Genomic DNA, 18,603 nt, shown 5'->3' with positions numbered 1-18,603 from the left:
TTGACCCATCTCAAATCCCGCATGCGGCAGCGTCGATACGCTTCGGCCCATGAATCACCAGGGCTTGACTTTGGTCAGCATGGCTTGGCACGCAGGCATTCCCCGCCTGTGCGCGCACAACAGCGGCGCACAACGCCGCACAGGAGATGCATCAATGCACATCGGTCAACGTTTCTGGCGCCGCCAAGGATTGGGCGCAAAGCTGTCACTCACCAATTTTGTCTGGGTCGCCGCCATCCTGGCGCTGCTGGTGCTGGGCATTGCCTGGGATGTGAGCAAGTCCCTGCAGAAAAAAATGCACAACGAGATGCAGCAGGGCGTCCAGATGCTGCACAACTTCGTCGAGTCCACCGACAAGGAACTGCGCCAGCGCACCCAGTTCCTGGCCGACAGCCTGGCGCGCAGCCTGCAGGGAACGCTCAGCCTGGACACCAGCGGCGGCGAACCCTTGCTGAGCCTGGACGGCCAGCCGCTCAACGGCAACGATGCGCATCTGCAGGCATTCACGCGCAGCACCGGCGCCGTGGCCACCGTGTTTGCGGCCCAGGGGCAGGGCGACTTCGTGCGCATTGCCACCACGCTCAAAAACGAGAAAGGCGACCAGAGCGCGGCCGTGCTGGGCAGCCGGCTGGACCGCGCCCATCCCGCCTATGCCGCCATCCAGGCCGGCCAAAGCTACATGGGCCTGGCCCACCTGTTCGGCCGCCAGTACATGACGCAATACCGCCCGCTCAAGGACGCCTCCGGCGCCACCGTGGGCATCGCCTTCGTGGGCCAGGACTTCTCGCAACTGCTGGAGCACTTCAAGGACTCCATCCGCGCGCTCAAGGTGGGCCAGACCGGCTACTACTACGTGCTCAATGCCGAAGACGGCCCCCAGCGCGGCCAACTGGTCGTGCATCCCGCCCTGGAAGGCCAGAACATGAGCGATTCCAAGGACGGCGATGGCCGCTTCTTCATCCGCGACATGCTGGACCGCAAGCAGGGCAGCATGGCCTATCCCTGGACCAATCCGGGCGAAACCCAGGCCCGCGACAAGCTGGTCGTCTTCAGCCAATACGCACCCTGGAACTGGGTCATTGCCACCAGCGCCTACGTGGACGAAGCCGTGTCCGAGACCCGCAGCCTGGTCCTGCAGTTCGCCCTCATGGGCCTGGGCGCCGTACTGCTGCTGTCGGCGGCATGGTTCTGGCTCATCCGCCGCATGATCGTGCGCCCCTTGAAGCAGGCCAGCCACATGGCCTACGCCATTGCCGATGGCGACCTGACCGTGCGCATCGCCAGCGACCGCCAGGATGAAATCGGCCACCTGCTGGAAGCCATGAACACCACCAGCACGGGCCTGACGCGCGTGGTTGGCAGCGTGAACGAACAGGCCCACAGCGTGGCCCTGGCCAGCGCGGAAATCGCCCAGGGCAACCAGGACCTGGCCGCCCGCACCGAAAGCGAAGCCAGCGCGCTGGAGCAGACCGCCGCCGCCATGGAAGAGCTGGGCTCCACCGTGGCCCACAACGCAGACCACGCGCAATCGGCCGACCGCATCACGCGCGAGGCCCAGCGCGTCGTCACCGAAGGCGGGCAGGCCGTGCGCAAGGTCGTGCAGACCATGCAGGGCATAGACGCCAGCAGCAAGAAGATCGCCGACATCATCGGCGTCATCGACTCCATTGCCTTCCAGACCAACATCCTCGCCCTCAACGCCGCCGTGGAAGCGGCCCGCGCGGGCGAGCATGGCCGCGGCTTTGCCGTGGTGGCCGAGGAAGTGCGCGCCCTTGCAGGCCGCAGCGCCGAGGCCGCCAAGGAAATCAAGCAGCTCATCAGCCACAGCGTGGCCGAAATCCACACCGGCAACCAGGAGGCCGCGTTTGCAGGGGAAACCATGGAGCAGGCCATGGAGGAAATCCGCAAGGTCACCCAGCTCATCTCGGACATCAGCCACGCCAGCGCCGAGCAAAACAGCGGCGTCGCCCAGGTGGCCGAGGCCATCACCCACATCGACCAGACCACGCAGAAAAACGCCGCCCTGGTCGAGGAAATGGCCGGCGCCGCCGCAGGCCTGCGCCACCAGTCCGATCAACTGGTGCGCGTGGTCTCGGTCTTCAGGCTGCCGGGCGGCAGCGGTGCGCCGCCGCAGACTGCGGCCCGCGCAGCGAGCGCCGCGCCAACCACCAGCGCCGCAATCCGCCGTGCCCCGGCGCTGGCGCCCAGCGCTGCTGCGGCCAAGCCCGCAGCCCCTGCGGCTCCAGCCAAAACGGCCGCCGCCAAGCCCGTCGCCATGGCCTCCACGGCCGATGACGACTGGGACAGTTTCTGAGAACCACCGGGTGAGGCCAGGGGAGCCTGGTGCCCCTGGTGCCCCTGGTGCCCCTGAAGCCCCTGGCTCCAGCGGCCCGCCCTCTCGGGCCCGCGGCGCTCTGGCATGCTCTGCAGCCACTCCATGAACCGGTTGAATCCCATTGACGCCCCTTGAATACATCGACCGCGCCCTGGCGCTGGTGGCCCAACGTGCCCTGGCCCTGCCAGGGCACGATGTCTTCCAGCACCTGGCGCAACAGCTGCAATACGTGCGTGCGGTCCTGCTGGACCGGGGCCTGGATCGCTCCAGGCTGCACCAGATCACCATCGGCAGCGTTGCGGTCAAGGAGTTCGACGAGACCGATCCAGAGCTGGCCCGGGCCCTGAAGGATGCGCACCACGTGGCCGTGCAGACCGGGCGCGGGCTGAAGATCGATTTGCCCTGAGCGCGCTCCAGCAAAGGAAATGGCGGGGGTAGTTTGGCGCTACGCCAGCGGAGTCTCGAAGACCACCCGGCCCAGGCGACTCTTGGCGATGTAGCTGTTGCCGCTGATCTCGGCGGTCTTGAAATAGTCGCGGCGGTCAATGAAGCCGGGCACATTGCTCATCCACAGTTCTTGCGGGGTGCTCTGGCCTGCCCTGGTCACTTCGCAATACCAGGCTTCACCCACTTCGGAATCAAGGCGCCGGAACACTTCCACCCGGGACTTTCTGTCCCTACTGCGCTTGCCCAGCTTCTTGATGGGCAGCGTCAGCTGGAATTGGCGCTGCACCACCGCATCCGCTGCTGCGTTGATGGCCTGCACGGCTTGCAGGTTCGGTCCCTTGCGATGGGCGATGTCCATCAGGCACTGGCGCAGGAGTTCCAGCAACTGCTGGTTCTGGGCAGCGCGGTCCTGCGCCAGAAAATGCGCAAAGTCGAAATCCTCAACAAAAACCGCAGTCACTCCAAGAACGTTGTCGAATGCCTCCGCTTCGCCCTGGGGGCCAAGAACCACGGCAATCTTGCTGCTGCCATTGATCTCAACCGCAGGCAGCAGGGCCATGAACATCTCGGTGATGGGGTGGGTCAGGCGGCGAATGTACACACCATCAGGCAGCGTGGCCAGGTCACTTTCGTGCAGGGTGAGCAGGTTCAATTTCATGAGAGTCTCGCTATATGCGCCATTGTCCCTGCCCGGGTCACTGCTCGGTTCACTGCCCGGCCAGCCGCTGGCCACTCCTGGGGCAAAGGAGTGGCATTTGACGCCCGCGTCAGTCGTGCCGCGCCATCAGGTCACGGCGGCGGCGCTCGTAGTAATGCCGCTGGCACTCGGCCGCCTCCTGCCAGGCCTGCCTGTCTATGGCCTCCTGCACATGCACCGGCAACGGCCGGGGCGCAGCCGCAGTCGCCAGCATGGCCTCCATGCCCTCCAGCGGCGCAAAGCCCAGGCAGGGCAGCTCGAACGGCAGCGCGGGTTCCTGCGCATTGGCAAGAATGGCCCCCAGCGCCCAACGTGCCATGCGGTCAAAGAACCCGTCAGGGTGCCCATGGTTCCAGTACCGCGCCATCTCCGGCCCCGCAAACCGCATGGCGTCATAGGCATGCCTGGGGTTGTGGCGCGCCAGCTCCACCACCTCGCTGAACCAGATCTCTCCAATCCCGTAGTGCTCATGCCCGCTGTTCACGCGCGGCGGCACAAACCACTGAATGCGCTCCCCCTTCGCATTGCGCCGCGTGAAAGACAGGTCATCGCAGGTGCGGATGCGGCGCAAGACCTTGGGTGCGGGCCCCGGGATCAGGCTCTGGGGCGGGTGCCTGGCATCGCGCCTGGGCTTGGTCTTGTTCTTGGTTTTGTTGTCTTTGGCAGATGCATCCATGCCACCCAGCACCTTGCGTTGCACCCAGCGCCTGAAGCGCTTGGCTTCAGGTGAGGGGCTGGCCTGGATCAGTGCATACAGGCCCTCCACGCTGACGGCCGCCAAGGCTTCGCGCCTGGGCTCGCTGGGAAGGCGGACTATGCAGCGCTGGTCTGCGTCGAGTTTGCTGGTTGCCAGCTTGTGACGGGAGATTCCCAGAGCGATACACACATCTTTGGCAAAGAACCAAGTCACGCCGTGCCTGGGGAGCGTGCGTATCGGGATGTCGCCGAAGTGGAGGGTTTGGGGGGTGATGTTGTCTGCAGGGACGGCACGGGAGGGGGATCGCAAAGCCATGAATGGCCTCCTATGTCAACACGGTCATAGGGTTGCCCGTCGGTCTTTGCCGCAATGGCTTTATGCAGCGGCGGGCAGCCCGGCCATAAACAAGACTTGCCCTGGGTTGCAGGGCAAGACAAAGCTATGGGCGAAATGCCACTGACTTTCGGGAGTGACTTCCGCCTATGAAGGTGTGTTGAGCACCGGGGGGGATCGTAGCAGGTGTGGGCGTGCGGGAGCTGCCCAAAGCGGTTACGTAGGGGTGCTGGATGGAGGGGGCAGGGACGTGTTGAATGAGGGGCTTTGCAGTGAATTGCGAGGGCAACGTCGCCTGTTTTGCTTTCTTCGCAGATCAGTTGTTCAAGGCCTGTGTGTCAGCAGTAGGCCACCGCAGGCGGTTGAACGACGGCTTCAGGCTGATTTGCGCCATTCACGATGCAGTGCCCGACTGACCGCGACAGCCAATACCAGCCGTTGAACGCTTCCGGTTATGGGCAACCGCTCCACCCTTGGGGGCAGTCAGTCGGTTGCTCGGTTCACCGCATATCGGCTCGAAGGAGCGATTTTGCGCAGCTCGGTTGGCCGCTATCGGCCCGAAGCAGCCGCTGAAAGGTGGCGGCGAAGCCGGCAGCAGCCCACCCCTATGCACCCGTCGGGAGGCGGGAAGAAGGGCTTCATGCCGACGTGCAGATGCAAGCCCGGTTGAAGCGACAGCGTAGATGCGACTCGTACCGATGCAGGGTTAGGCTGCCCACAACAAGAAAACACAATTTGTCACTTGAGCGCTATAGGTAGTGTCTTGACGGCCATCCAGACACTAAATATAGTAATCACCACTGTTGATTCATCCAGCAGCCCAACTTTTAACCATAGGGGTTTCGTCATGGGTTTTAATGCAAAACAGACCTCCTCTCGCGTCGCTTCCCTCGCGGGAAAGACGCTCCAAAGCGGCTCAGCTAGCGCCCTGCAGCGCTCTCTGGCTGGCTCGGCCTTGCGGCAGTCAGGGTCAGCGGCACAGACTGGAGCGAAACTCGAGGGCCGGGCCTCCGCGGCTCTCGATAGCTCACGCTCCGCCGCGACGACCAAGACGCTGGCTGCCTCAGTCGTTTCTCAGTCAAACCGCCGCCGCTAATTGAAGAAGGCGCAGCGCTGTGAATCGCCGCGTCCCTTATCCCTCTGGAGATCGCTAGGTGTCGTATACGGGACAATCTTGTGCCCTCTTGCGAATAGCCCTACTGAGGGGCACGCGAACATTGCAGCCATTCGCAAGGCAAACCGCCAGCGCCTGCTCTGCAGAGGTTGCAGTCAGCCTTGGTAGCACCTCGACCTACTAGATATCGCTCAATTGCATTCATTCTCTGTCCACATACTAACGGTGGTCCTGCATCAGTTTTCAGGTGCATAGCAACCAAGCTTCGAAGCTGGCTCAGTGACTTGACACGATGATAGCCTGCAGATAAATTCATTAGCACTCTAATTAAAGAGTGCTAAACAGCTTAAGTTACCACCATCAGCAAAGAGAATAATCACTTTTCGACTATCAAAAGGTAAAGCAATGGATTGTGGAGAGATGATCAAGCGGTTCGAAGGAGCGGAGGGGCGGGCTGCATTAGAAGAGGCTTTGTCTCAACAACGCATTGTTTTCGGGAATGACGCCCTTGCCACTCAGCTCGCCGACGTAGGTACTCCCATGTCAGTAGCGACGGGCAATACAATCATTAATCAGGGCGCAAATGATTCGGATGTTTTCTTCATCATCACAGGTCAGTTTCAGGTCAAAGTACATGGGCGCGAAGTGGCGAAGCGAGGGCCTACTGAGTTGGTTGGAGAAATGTCTGCAGTTGTATCTACTGCTTCCCGCTCAGCCACAGTTGTCGCGCTAGAGCCTTCCGTAGTGCTCAAAGTCTCTGCACAAGCTTTTAAGGAGGCTGCGAACAAGTTTCCAAAAATGTGGCAGCAGATCACGAGGCAGCTGGTTGATCGCTTACACCAACGGAACAACCTTGTTCGGCCTGCTCATCAATCTGCCCGTATTTTTATCATCTGCTCTGTTGAAGCTCTGCCTATCGCACGTGCTATTGAGATGCAACTGGAGCACGACAAATTTTTCGTGAAAATTTGGACAGATGGCGTCTTTCGTGCGTCTAAATATCCCATTGAGAGTCTTGAGGATCAACTGGACGAAAGCGATTTCGCAATAGCAATCGCTCAGCCTGACGACTCTGTCACTACCTCGCGCGGAATGACAAAAGATACTCCGCGCGACAACGTGATCTTTGAACTTGGTCTTTTCGTAGGGCGCCTAGGTCGACTTCGTTCAATACTTCTTGAACCTCGCGGCGAAGCGGTGGATCTTCCTTCGGATCTTTCAGGCCTCACGACAATCGGTTATCGCACTGATCGAGACTCGGCATCAAACGTAAGTACAGCTTGCAGTCGACTGCGTGAGGTGTTCAGCGAACTCGGCCCCCGGTAATGGGTTTGCCAACACCGTCGCCAAGCCCAACTATGTATGTACGCCTTTTTCCAAGGAGAAGTCAGTGAGCAAGAACTGGAATGAAAACCGAGCTTCCGAACACATCGATAAAAAAAAGGCTGATGTGGATACGGTAACGATCAAGGAGTACACCCGAGACATGTCACTGGAGTCGATCCCGACAAACGTTGCATATCGGGTGGATGGGGTTCACATGTACGCCGACATCCAGAACTTGGTGGATATGCTCAACATCACAGATGTCGAGGGTACCGACTGCCATAAGCGTACACTGCGCTTCCTGGATCAGCACTACCGCGCAGTGAAGCGCATCTTGGACAGGGTCGATGCTCGGCGCGTCGACTTCCATAGCCAGCGCCTTCACTCCCTGTTCACCAAACCGTACAACAGCGAAACCGACGCAGAGAAGAAGCGTGTCCAGCGCGCCATTGCAACAGCGCAACTCATCATTGATGTGCTGGCGCAAACTGGGGATACGGATGAGCAGATCCCGGACGCCAAGGTGCGCATCGGCATCGACACGGGTCTGGCGCTTGCCGTGAACAATGGACGCAATGGGTATCGCGAGCCGCTTTTCCTAGGCGATCCCGCCAATCACGCCGCTAAGCTCGCCAGCAACAACAAGCCCAAGGGCATCTTCTTAACTAACGTCGCGCGCAAGGTGATTGGCCTAGAAGAGAAGGACGCGCCTGAGAGGCACGCGCTCTCGATCGAGGAGATCAAGAGCTGTAAGGATGCTGCCAAGCTGGATGTCACCGCGGATGAAATCGTCCAGGAATGGCGAGATGACATGAAAAAAAACCCCATCGGCAGCTACCAGTTCACGCGCCAGACGCCGCCGCTGAAGGATATGGACATCTCCGTGCTGACGCCGGGCAATTCGAAGCGCCAGGAGATGATTAGCATCTATGCGGACATCGATGGCTTCACGAAGTACGTAGCCGACCACATAGATGACAACCCTGAGGATGTTGTTCGCACCCTCCACGTCTTGCGTGCGGAACTGGAGCGCGTCGTGACAGACGACTTCCAGGGTCGCCGAGTCCGCTTCATCGGTGATTGCATACATGGTCTCTATGCCGACGGAACGGCCCACGCCACAGATGAGGAACTATCTGTATCTGAAGCTACACGCCTGGCAGGAGCCCTGCGCAGCAGCTTCAACCTCAGCATTGAGCGCCTGACCGAAAAAGGTTACAGCACTGGCGAACTGGGTTTGGCGATCGGCTTTGATCTTGGCCCGGTTTCGGTAACTCGTCTGGGCACCAAGGGGCATCGCGTTCGTTGCGCGATCGGGAGAAAAGTTCTCAATTCGGAGAACCGTCAGTGTGATTGCAAGGGTGATGAAACCGCAATCGGACAGGCGGCCTATGACGCGGGTACCGACGCTGTACGGAAGCTGTTTGGCAAAACCCTCAAGGTGGCAAATCTGGACTATGAAGAGGCTACCGAGAGCCTTGCCGATAACGGTGATAAAGCTGCAAAGAATGCGCGCGCCGCAGCTTATGAGGGGGCTCCAGCCGTTCTCCGAGCAAGCGAACGCGAGGTGCGTCCATACGCTACTGTGATTCGCTGAGCTAAGGAAACATTTTGAGCCCAGCACTGCATTGCATTGCGCAAGCTGCTCCCCAATTTGGGGGCAGCCTTTCGCTCAAGTCATCGAATTCCGGCATCCTAGATCTGCCAATTAAGCTCGTAAGCGGTCGTGTAATTCCGTACATATTGCACCTAGATCAGTTCGGGGTAAGAGTATCTGTCCGCGAGGAAACCCCCAAAAATCTCCCCACCTTTTGTCCAGAGCGACATATCAATCCTGGCGGCACTTTTTGCCTCTACTTTCCTGGTGCGACACAACTAGATATCGTGGATGAGGCAACGGCCACGGTCTGGCTAGAAGCAGTCTACAAATACCTAAAATTGCAAGATCGTGCTCGCACCAAACGGGCTTGGCCCAATAGCAAATACTGGGCTCACGGGGACGCAGCGCAGCATCAAGCCAAAGCCCAAGCTGCTGCCAGCGTGCTAGGTCCGCGATTTTCTGAAGCTTTGGCCGATGGATTTCTGAGCGTTGAGGAACGACTGTCGCGAAACAAACGGCTCATCATTGATCTTTGGTTTAACGGCTCGCTGCTATACAGCGTGTGGGAAGCCACGCAGAAAGTTCTCCGACAGAAGCAGCGATGCTTCTGCGATTCGACTAGCCTAAAAACTCCAAAACGTCTACGTCGTTGCGGTGAGCACGCGAAACACGCCAGTGCGTTGGTGATTTCGCTAAGAGACTGGAAGAAGGAAGAAGCCGCCTTCAATGCACAAGTGGCAGGAATGAAATGTTGCGGCACATGTGACAAGTGTCCATTGCAACCACAAGCGGAAAGGAGACCAACTTAGATTCACAAGGTCGCATCAGGTCTTGATAAACATCACAATGGCAAGAGCCCATGGGATTGCTCCCCAAAATGCCCAAACCTCAACCGGCTTGAGTCGCTTTACAGCGCCCGCACCGGAATACAGATGTCGCAGCAGAACTCGCCGGTGTCGGCATCCATGGCGGTGGCCGCAGAAAACATCTCAAAGCAAGGCCGGTCATCGCATTGCATTCCGCTGGACGGCATCCATTCGCGCGTCAGCCACATCCAGGCATTGGCCAGACCCTCGGGTTTCCCCTTGAACCTTGCCACGGCGTAACGGCCGCCCGGCAGGGATTGGGTGTCCACCTGGCCGCTGGCGACAAAATGCGCGGGGACTTCCACGCAGGCGTCATAGCGGCATTTGTTGGCGGGTGTGAGAGAGGGGTCGTCATAACCTATGCCGTAGCACGTTTGATCGCTGAGGCCATTGGAGTGCATCCACGGCGCAATGGTGCCTCGCCAGAATTGGCCTATGGCTGGCCCATAGGGGCCGATCAAGCGTTGATAGGCGACATGTGCTTTGGGTAGATCAATGATGCGTACGTCCATGGCGATTTCTTCCTTCAGGTGACAAGAGCCCTGAGGTTCGCCGAACGCGCATGGGTCTGTCTGATGGAGATTGCCGAAGACCTGATCAGGATTGCTCTGCTGGCTGACTGGCGGCTGCCCGATGGCGGCCGCCTGGGTTTTCAGCCGCTCAAGCGTGGTGGAGCGCCAGGCCGATGGCGTACAGCCAAACTTGAGTTTGAAGGCGCGCGCAAATGCTTCGCCCGATTGGAAGCCGGTGGCCAGCGCGGTTTCAAGCACGGTTTCCTTGCTGCCGCAGGACAGCCGGAACGCCGCCTTCTCGAGCCGTCGGCGCTGTGCATAGCTGCCCAGCGTTTCTCCCATCCATGCGGCAAAAATTCGGTGAAAGTGGAAGCGCGAGAAATTGGCGATGTCGGCCAGATGCGCACCATCCAGAGGCTGATCCAGGTGGGCATCAATGTAGTTGAGCACGCGATTGATCCGTCGCGCGTACTCGGCGCGGGATGCCTGCTCGGAAGGCTTGTTCGTCATGGTCGTTGTTCTGGAAATCACCGTGCATGCGGCGATGGGGCCTGCCTGTCAGCAGGGGGGCGGATGTAGACAACCAGCCGGTGCAGTCCTCTTCAGGCCGGCGCCTTCCCCTTCACCCACAATCCAAACTCCTTCATCACCCCCACCACCGGCTTGAGCCGTTCCCCATCCTGGGTCAATTCGTACTCCACCTTGATCGGCGCCGTGGGGTAGACGGTGCGCTTGACCAGGCCCGCTTCCTCCAGCGCGCGAAGGTCCAGGGTGAGGGAGCGTTGGGAGATGCCGGGCATGTCGCGGCGCAGGTCGTTGAAGCGCCGGGGGCCGTCGATGAGGTAGGAGGCGATGAGCAGCCTCCAGCGGCCGCCCAGCAGGCGCATGGCTTCTTCCACGGAGCAGCCGGAGATGTTGGATTTCATAGCACATTCATCATAGGCAGACGGCAGGTATATTTTTTTAACCTATGGGCAGTTTTATTGCCTTCTTCCAGATTGTTCCCTGGTGCATGACATTGGCCAGGGGCTGTGCCTGAACGCGCAGGCCCCTTGTTCCATCACCAGAGAAATTGCATGAAGCTGTATTACCTGCCGGGCGCCTGTTCGCTGGCGCCGCACATTGTCCTGAACGAGCTGGGGCTTGATTTCCAACTGGTCCGGGTGGACCACAAGACCCACCATACGGAAGACGGCAGGGACTTCCGTGCGCTCAGCCCGTTTGGCTATGTCCCCCTGCTGGAGCTGGACGACGGCAGCCTGCTGCGGGAAGGGCCCGCCGTCCTGCAGTACCTGGCGGACCTGCGGCCTGCATCGCTTCTGGCGCCGGCCCATGGCAGCCTGGAGCGCTATCGGCTGCTGGAGTGGCTGGCCTTTCTGAATTCGGAGATCCACAAGGGCTTCATCCCGCTGCTGTATGCAGTGGCGGCGGGAAAGTACGGCGTGGAGACGGCCAAGCCCAAGCTGGAGCAGCGGTATGCCTGGGTGAATGCGCAACTGGCCGGCAAGCGCTACCTGATGGGCGATGGCTTCACCGTGGCCGATGCCTATCTGTTCGCGCTCACGCAGTGGGGGCAGGCGCCGTGGCTGGAGTCGGTCTACAAGACGAGCATTCGCTTCGATGGCCTGGAGCATCTTGCAGTCTGGTACGCGCGGATGCGGGAGCGGCCTGCCGTGCGCCAGTCGCTGCAGGCGGAAGGGCTGCGATAGGGCGGGGCAGGGGCATGGCGGTGCCCTGGACTGGCTTGGCCGTATCCGCCGCACCATTGCCCGCCGGTCCATGCCTGCCACCGCGCCCGTTGCGGGCACGCTGCAGACTGATACGCATGCGTTCTGTCTCGATAGAATGCGTTTCATTCTCAATTCCGCCGCTGCGGCTGCCGCCTTGCCCCGGGCGCAGCGCAGAAGAAACCGTGTCTTCCACCGAATCTGCGCTGCAGCAACGCATGGCTGCCCTTTATGCCGACCACCATGGCTGGTTGCGCGGCTGGCTGCGGCGCAGGGTGGGCAATGCGTTTGATGCGGCCGATGTGGCGCATGACACCTTTGTGCGCATCCTGGCCTCGCGCGATGCGTTGCTGGGCATGGCGGAGCCACGCGCCTATCTGACGACCACGGCCAGGCGGCTGCTGGTGGACCGGGCGCGGCGCCAGGCCATGGCGCAGGCCTATCTGGATGAGCTGGCGCTGGTGGCGCAAAGCCTGCCCGGCTATCCGGCGCCCGAAGAAATCCTGATGGCGGTGCAGGCGCTGGAGCAGATTGGCGCTGCGCTGGAGGGGCTGGCCGAGCGCCCGCGCGAGGCGTTTCTGCGCCACTACCTGGACGAGCAGCCGCAGGCCGAGATTGCACAGGGCCTGGGTGTTTCCACGCGCATGGTGCAGAAGTACCTGGTGCAGGCGCTGCTGCACTGCCGCGCCCATTGCCCTGCCGTGGCCGAGCATGTCCGGTAGAGCGGAGCGCATGCCCGGCGCAGGGCCGGATGACGATGCCCTGGCCGAGCAGGCGGCGCAGTGGCTTGTGGCGCTGACGGGCGATGACGAGGCCGAATGCGCCACGGCCCGCGCGGGCTTTGAAGCATGGAAGCGTGCCGACCCGCGCCATGCGGCCGCCGCCCTGGACATGGAGCAGTTTCTGGACCGCCTGCAGGCTGCGCGCAGCGGCCCGGCCGGCAGCCGGCCAGCCCGTGCGGCGCTGGATGCGTCGGGCAGCGCTGGAAGAATGCAGGATGGGCAGACACGCCGGGCTCGGCGCACGCGGCGTGCCGGTGCGGCCCTGATGCTGGCTGCCGTGCTGGCCTTGCCGGCCTGGGTGGTATTGCAGGCCTGGCCCCCGGGCTATCTGATGGCGGACCTGCGCACGGCCACAGGCCAGTGGCAGACCCGGGCGCTGGCGGATGGCACGCGCATCACCCTGGCCAGTGGCAGCGCGGTGAACCTGCGTTATGACGAGCGGCGCCGCACGGTGGAGCTGGTGCAGGGCGAGATTCTGGTCGATGTGGCCCGTGATGCATCGCGCCCCTTTGTGGTGGAGACGGCACAGGGCAGCCTGCGTGCGCTGGGCACGCGCTTTGTGGTGGACCGGCAGGCCGATGCCACGGTGTTGAGCGTGCTGGAGTCGCGCGTGGCGGCGCAGGCCGCTGCGGGCGGCCAGGACTCCGCCACGGTGAATGCCGGCCAGCGTGTACGCATCACGGACCACGGCCTGGGGCCCGTGCAGGCCATGGACGCCCGGGGCCTGGCGGATGCCTGGCGCCAGCACCAGCTGGTGGTGAGCGACCAGCCCCTGGCCGAGGTGCTGGATGCGCTGGCCCGCCACCGGCCCGGCCATATCCGCTACGACAGCGCACAGATCCACCAACTGCGCGTGAGCGCCGTGCTGCCGCTTGACGATACGGACCGCGCGCTGCAGCTGTTGATGAGCAGTTTTCCCGAGCTGCGCATTCGCACGTTGACACCGTGGCTGGTGCTGGTGGATGCGCCATGACGCTGCGGCAACGCCCGAACGGTTACCCGGCGCTGGATGCCGTGTAACCTTTCGGGCGGTGCTTGGTCACGATTGACGAGAAAAGATTTCCTGGGCGCGGGCTTCAGCCGCCAGTTGCACGGAGGCACTTGCATCCGGCAGTACGACGCCGTCCTCACCGGCAGCAAACATGGGCCCACCCACGTCGTCATCGTACGAAGACCCGTCTTCATTGATGGCGCGGTAGTCGTCCCTTGTCAAATCTTTTCCATGGAGCTTGGCGAGGTGATACCAGGTCCAGCACATGAGTGGATTGTTCGAATGCTGGTCTTCGATGAGTTCCCGCATGGCATCCATGTGCCCACTCTCTGCTGCCTTCGTCAGCCAGAAGGTCGCTTCCTCCCGATAACCCATGTTTTCTGCCACTCTTGCGACCAAGATTGGGTGAGCGTGCACCTGCGGCGCCTGAAGCTCGAAGAAGCGGGGATCTTGAGTCTGGCGTGCCATGAGCAGCAAGGCGTCGGGTTGCCGAAGTTCTGCAGCAGTTTCGAGATGAAACCTGGCAAGACTCTGGCGTTCAATGCGTTGCCGATAGGTGTCGGACCACTCTTTCTCCACTCCTGTCAATACATGTCCCGATTGCTCTCTTTCGTGCCAGTAGCGACCATCGGCGGAGCTCGATTGCTCAAATCCATCTCCATCTTCGCCACCCATGCACAAAAGTGCCAGAGCCAGGTGTGCACGCCCATCCGAGCGCTCGGCAGCCAAAGCGAGCGCAGAAACAACCTCATCGTCCATCAGATTCACAAAGGCAGTTTCTTGATCCCGTTGGCCGGCATGCCATGCCTCGTCGTCCAGGTACTCGAGTTCAAGTTCTTCATCAAACGAGGTTTCGTTATCTGAACGAGGCTCCTCCGGCACAAGATGCCAGTCATGCAGCTCAGTCTGTCCCTCAAGCAACAGGCTCAGTACCAGATCCAGGGATAGCAGGCAAAGCCCGGCCTGCTCGATTGCCGCTACAACGAGAGGCCCAGCCTGTGCGGCAGCATTCACTGGATACCCAAGTGCAACTGCACGACGAGAGGCGGCCAGCCCATCCAGCTCTTGGCAATTCGCCAGCGGCTGCGGCATTGAACAGGGTATTCCTGTGGTCAGCATCGCGGCCTGGCTGCCATGGCCGAAGGCGGCAGCGATCAGTTCATGGATATGGGAGCGTTTGACATCCAAGCTTGCAGCCGTGCGCAGGCTGGCTTGAATGCTGTGTGCGAGATTCTTCGCGTTCATGTTCAACCTTTCCAGGAGCACATTGCCGGGAAAGCGCACACGTTTAAGGCCCGACAGTGCCCCAGGGGATTAGTCGAAGATGACGTCTATTCGCAAGAAGAGAAAGCCTTTTTTTGCTCGTGTGCAAGCACGGTGGGCACCGCCGCGCATTGTAGTGTTTTTGGATTGTTGGTGTGTGGAAAAGCTGCATCGGCTCTGGATATCCGGATCAGGGCTTTGGCTATGCGTGATGGATGCCGGTCACTTTTTTTGTCTTGCGGTTCGCCTTTGCGAAGTTCGTGCGTCAAGCCTTGGAAGACACCAACGAACCAAGGAAGGAATCCTCCGCCATGCCATTGCCTACCCACAGGGGCCGCGCCCGCCGTCTGCCGTTACCGATGCCGATGCCGCTACCGGGGCTGTTCTCCAGGCTTGCCATAGCCGCTGCCGTCGCCACGCTGGCGGCTGCGGGAACGGGCGCTGCATGGGCGCAGGCCCCGGCACAGGCCGTGGTCTATGACGTACCGGCCGGCCCGCTGGCCGATGCGCTGAACCGCTTTGCGCTGCAGGCGGGCGTGGCGATTGCGATCGATGCCAACCAGCTGCGCGGCCTGCGCTCTGCGGGGCTGCAGGGCCGCCACGGGGTGGAGGAGGGCTTCGGGCTTTTGCTGCGCGGCAGCGGCTATGTGCTGGCGAGGACGCCCGGCGGCTATGTGCTGCGGGCCGCACCGCAGCCCGCGCCTGAGGCAGTGTCTCCGGCAGCCAGGGATATTCCGCGCCTGCCCACGGTGACCGTGAGCGGGGCGGTGGATGCCGAGACGGCCACGGGGCCGGTGCCCGGCTATGTGGCGCGGCGCAGCGCCACGGCCACCAAGACCGATACGCCGCTGGAGGAGACGCCGCAGTCGATCTCGGTGGTGACTTCGGATTTCATCAACGCCAGCGGGGCGCTGCGGCTCAAGGATGCGCTGGCCTATACGCCGGGCATCAATGTGTCGCCCTGGGGTGCGGATTCGCGCTTTGACTGGACCATCATCCGCGGCTTTGATGCGCAGACGCCCGGCTACTACCTGGACGGCCTGCCGCTGCGCAACAACAACGGCTGGGCCGTGTGGCAGACGGAGAACTACGGCACGGAGCGCATCGAGGTGCTGCGCGGCCCATCCTCGGTGCTGTATGGGCAGACGGGGCCGGGCGGCATGGTCAACGTGGTCAGCAAGCGGCCCACGGGCGAGCCGCTGCGTGAGCTGCAGGTGCAGGTGGGTAACCATGGGCGGCGCCAGGTGGGCGGGGATTTTGCGGGGGCGCTGGATGCGCAGGGCACGCTGCAGTACCGCGTGACCGGCATGGTGCGCGATGCCGAGCTGCAGGCCAGCGGCCTGCCCAATGACCGGGTGTACCTGGCGCCTTCGCTGACGTGGAAGCCCTCCACCGATACCTCGCTGACCGTGCTGGCGCACTATCTGCGCATACGCGATGGCAGCTCCTACGGCAGCTTTCCCGAGGTGGGCACGCTGCTGCCCAATCCCAACGGAAAGTTCTCGCCGGGCACCTATGTGGGCGAGCCGGGATTCGACCATTTCAATCAGGACCAGTGGATGCTGGGCTATCTGTTCGAGCACCGCCTGAACGACACCTGGACGCTGCGCCAGAACGCGCGCTACGGCGCCATCAAGGTGGACTACCAGCAGGTCTACAACCAGAGCGATTTCGCCACCGTCAACCCTGCCGATCCGCTGGACCCGGCCAATTTCCGGCGGCTCAACCGCTTTCCGTTCGGCAGCAAGGAGCGGGCGCGGCTGCTGACCATAGACAACCAGGCCCAGGCCAAGCTGCGGCTGGGCGATTGGCAGCACACGTTTCTGGCGGGGCTGGACTACCAGGGCTCGCGCAATGACCAGCGCACCTACAACGCGGGCACGGTGTCGGGCATCGACGGCTATGCGCCGGTGTATACGAACGATGTGGTGCCCGGTGACCCCTGGTTCGACGCCCGCACGCGGCTGACACAGACGGGCATCTACCTGCAGGACCAGATCAAGTGGAGCGACTGGGTGGCCACGGTGGGGGGCCGGTATGACAGCGCCTCGGCCACGGTGAGCAGCCATATCGACGGCAGCCGCACGCGCATCAACGACCACAAGTTCACCAGCCGAGCGGGACTGGTCTATCTGCACCCCAGCGGCTGGGCGCCCTATGTGAGCTATTCCGAGTCGTTCTCGCCCACGGTGACCATGGACCCGGAGACCAATACGCCGCTCAAGCCCGAAACCGGGCGCCAGTACGAGGCCGGCGTGCGCTATGTGCCGACAGATGGAAAAGGCCGCTACAGCGCCGCCATCTTCGATCTGCGCCGCAGGAACTACATCACCTACACGCCGGAGTTCCTGCCCCGGCAGACCGGCGAGATTGCGGTGCGCGGGCTGGAGCTGGAGGCCGCGTTCCAGCCGCTGAAGAACCTGAACGTGATCGCGGCCTATACATATACGCCCAAGGCCATCGTCACGGCCAGCAGCACGCCTTCGGAGGTTGGCAAGCAGATGCAGGCGGTGTCGCGCAACCAGCTGTCGGTATGGGCAGACTACCGCTTTGCAACCGGCCTGCGGGTGGGGATTGGAGCGCGCTACATGGGCTCAAACCGCGGCTACCAGGAGTCGGCAGCGGCCCCGCTGCCTTCGTACACGGTGGTGGATGCCCTGGTCGCCTACGACCTGCAGCGCTGGAGCCTGGCGCTGAACCTGCGCAACCTGGGCAACAAGGCCTATCTGAGCAACTGCAGCGCAGGCAGCTGTCGCTACGGCGAGCTGCGGCAGGCAGTGGCCACGGCCACCTACCGCTGGTAGGCGGGGGCTGGGGTGACGGTGGACATGACGGTGGATATGGCGGCGGATATGGCGGTGAACGTGACGAATCACGCCAAGGTTTCAAGGCTCACGGCCACGATGACGGGGGCAGGGTCCGTGTTCACGAGGCGCAAGGCCTGGTTTGGCTGCCCGTCTCCGCTTGCTCGCTGAACCGTCACACCCATGGCCTGCACGGTGTCAGCTTCATCCAGCGTCTGGCGCAGCGAGGCGGGTATCGGCGCTGCGGCAGTGAAGTCGAAGCGGGGGTTCAACGCGACGTAGAAAGTTGACACACGGCACGCCATCAGGCCGCCAGGCCCGAAGAACACGCCTGCATCCGGCACCAGGCCGCGACCCAGCGCCACCATCGAGGCGTCGTACCAGCTGCCGGGGTAGATCGGCACTTGGTCCCAGCATTCAGAGGTGATCGTCACCGTCTCCAGCGAAGCGGCGGGTAGCGCAAGGACGCGGCCGGAAGCGTCCAGGGCCTGCAAAGACGCCGGAGCCTGCGGCCCTGCGCCGGATGTGTCGTTGAGATTCAAGCGCAAGGTGCCGGGGTTTGCGATCGTGCCGACAGCCACTGCTGCGCTCCACTCCGACGAACTCTTGGGCAGTGTCCAGATCGGTTTCCACTGGAGGTAGCCGGTCTCGTACACCTTGGTCCATCCCACCGGAGTGGGCGAGTATGCAGGTTCGCCCGCAGGCGTTGCCATCTTCTGCATGGCGCCTGCAAGCATCGACTGATAGGGAAATTTGCAGGCTTCGAGTACCTGCAGAAAGGTCTTGTATCCCTGCGAAAAGCTGCGCCCCGACGCTTGGTACAGCGCGCCATTGGCAGCGGACTGGGGCACCGTATCTGCAAAGAGGAACTGCGCGTCGGCCATGGTGCCAGTCACGGGATCGGGCCAGTTCCACGCGGTCACCGGCATCAGCATCTGCCCCCGCACCAGCGGCGCCGAAATGGATGCCGAGCGCTTGAACACCATGCCGGTTTTCGGCCCGCTCGATACGCTTGGAGCCCTTGGGGGCGGAGGCACCAGATCAGCCAGGCCGCCGAGGAACTGATGGATCACGTTCATGAACGCTGTCTCCGGTTGACGGGGGTGGGC

General features: G+C 62.0%; 15 protein-coding genes. 9 read left to right on the top strand and 6 right to left on the bottom strand.

Annotation, left to right across the window (positions count from 1 at the left end; all coding sequences use genetic code 11):
• Window positions 1-154: 154 nt before the first annotated feature.
• On the top strand, window positions 155-2,314 hold the full coding sequence (locus BW39_RS22025; protein ID WP_043824284.1) for a methyl-accepting chemotaxis protein: 2,160 nt from the start codon (window positions 155-157) through the stop codon (window positions 2,312-2,314).
• A 142-nt stretch (window positions 2,315-2,456) separates the two neighbouring features.
• Window positions 2,457-2,741: an immunity protein Tsi6 family protein gene (locus BW39_RS22020; protein WP_034392327.1), complete on the top strand. Its 285-nt coding sequence runs from the start codon at window positions 2,457-2,459 to the stop codon at window positions 2,739-2,741.
• Between the two features lie 39 nt (window positions 2,742-2,780).
• Here the strand turns inward: BW39_RS22020 and BW39_RS22015 are convergent, their stop codons facing one another.
• Window positions 2,781-3,515, bottom strand: coding sequence for a hypothetical protein (locus tag BW39_RS22015; protein WP_235264265.1), 735 nt, complete (start codon window positions 3,513-3,515; stop codon window positions 2,781-2,783).
• A gap of 34 nt (window positions 3,516-3,549) precedes the next feature.
• The gene (locus BW39_RS22010) at window positions 3,550-4,491 is read right to left on the bottom strand and encodes a BRO-N domain-containing protein (protein ID WP_043824280.1); all 942 of its coding nucleotides are present in this window, start codon (window positions 4,489-4,491) and stop codon (window positions 3,550-3,552) included.
• A 1,552-nt stretch (window positions 4,492-6,043) separates the two neighbouring features.
• Between BW39_RS22010 and BW39_RS30585 the strand changes: the two genes are divergently transcribed.
• From BW39_RS30585 to BW39_RS31315, 3 genes are all read left to right on the top strand, one after another.
• Window positions 6,044-6,949: a TIR domain-containing protein gene (locus tag BW39_RS30585; RefSeq protein ID WP_200871539.1), complete on the top strand. Its 906-nt coding sequence runs from the start codon at window positions 6,044-6,046 to the stop codon at window positions 6,947-6,949.
• A gap of 64 nt (window positions 6,950-7,013) precedes the next feature.
• On the top strand, window positions 7,014-8,546 hold the full coding sequence (locus BW39_RS22005; protein ID WP_043824278.1) for an adenylate/guanylate cyclase domain-containing protein: 1,533 nt from the start codon (window positions 7,014-7,016) through the stop codon (window positions 8,544-8,546).
• A gap of 14 nt (window positions 8,547-8,560) precedes the next feature.
• Window positions 8,561-9,358: an E2 domain-associated cysteine-rich protein gene (locus tag BW39_RS31315; protein ID WP_152547299.1), complete on the top strand. Its 798-nt coding sequence runs from the start codon at window positions 8,561-8,563 to the stop codon at window positions 9,356-9,358.
• Window positions 9,359-9,456: 98 nt separating this feature from the next.
• Here the strand turns inward: BW39_RS31315 and BW39_RS22000 are convergent, their stop codons facing one another.
• A complete protein-coding gene (locus BW39_RS22000) occupies window positions 9,457-10,437 on the bottom strand; it encodes an AraC family transcriptional regulator (RefSeq protein ID WP_043824275.1) in 981 nt (326 codons plus the stop codon).
• A 92-nt stretch (window positions 10,438-10,529) separates the two neighbouring features.
• A complete protein-coding gene (locus BW39_RS21995) occupies window positions 10,530-10,853 on the bottom strand; it encodes a winged helix-turn-helix transcriptional regulator (protein ID WP_013802924.1) in 324 nt (107 codons plus the stop codon).
• A 150-nt stretch (window positions 10,854-11,003) separates the two neighbouring features.
• Between BW39_RS21995 and gstA the strand changes: the two genes are divergently transcribed.
• From gstA to BW39_RS21980, 3 genes are all read left to right on the top strand, one after another.
• Window positions 11,004-11,636, top strand: a complete 633-nt coding sequence (gstA, locus tag BW39_RS21990; RefSeq protein ID WP_043824272.1) for a glutathione transferase GstA — start codon at window positions 11,004-11,006, stop codon at window positions 11,634-11,636.
• Between the two features lie 203 nt (window positions 11,637-11,839).
• Window positions 11,840-12,376, top strand: a complete 537-nt coding sequence (locus tag BW39_RS21985; protein WP_043824270.1) for a sigma-70 family RNA polymerase sigma factor — start codon at window positions 11,840-11,842, stop codon at window positions 12,374-12,376.
• Window positions 12,366-13,409, top strand: coding sequence for a FecR family protein (locus BW39_RS21980; RefSeq protein ID WP_235264264.1), 1,044 nt, complete (start codon window positions 12,366-12,368; stop codon window positions 13,407-13,409). The genes BW39_RS21985 and BW39_RS21980 overlap by 11 nt, the downstream gene beginning before the upstream one ends.
• Before the next feature lie 66 nt (window positions 13,410-13,475).
• On the opposite strand, the gene BW39_RS31310 is transcribed toward BW39_RS21980, so the two are convergent.
• A complete protein-coding gene (locus tag BW39_RS31310) occupies window positions 13,476-14,672 on the bottom strand; it encodes a hypothetical protein (protein WP_152547298.1) in 1,197 nt (398 codons plus the stop codon).
• A gap of 377 nt (window positions 14,673-15,049) precedes the next feature.
• Between BW39_RS31310 and BW39_RS21970 the strand changes: the two genes are divergently transcribed.
• On the top strand, window positions 15,050-17,494 hold the full coding sequence (locus BW39_RS21970) for a TonB-dependent siderophore receptor (RefSeq protein WP_235264263.1): 2,445 nt from the start codon (window positions 15,050-15,052) through the stop codon (window positions 17,492-17,494).
• A 68-nt stretch (window positions 17,495-17,562) separates the two neighbouring features.
• Here the strand turns inward: BW39_RS21970 and BW39_RS21965 are convergent, their stop codons facing one another.
• On the bottom strand, window positions 17,563-18,573 hold the full coding sequence (locus BW39_RS21965) for a hypothetical protein (RefSeq protein WP_043824298.1): 1,011 nt from the start codon (window positions 18,571-18,573) through the stop codon (window positions 17,563-17,565).
• Window positions 18,574-18,603 lie beyond the last annotated feature (30 nt).

The sequence above is a fragment of the Delftia sp. RIT313 genome, from assembly GCF_000632165.1.
Classification (GTDB): Bacteria; Pseudomonadota; Gammaproteobacteria; order Burkholderiales; family Burkholderiaceae_C; genus Comamonas; species Comamonas acidovorans.
Note: the sequence above shows the minus strand (reverse complement) of the source record. Positions and strands in the feature narration are given on the sequence as shown.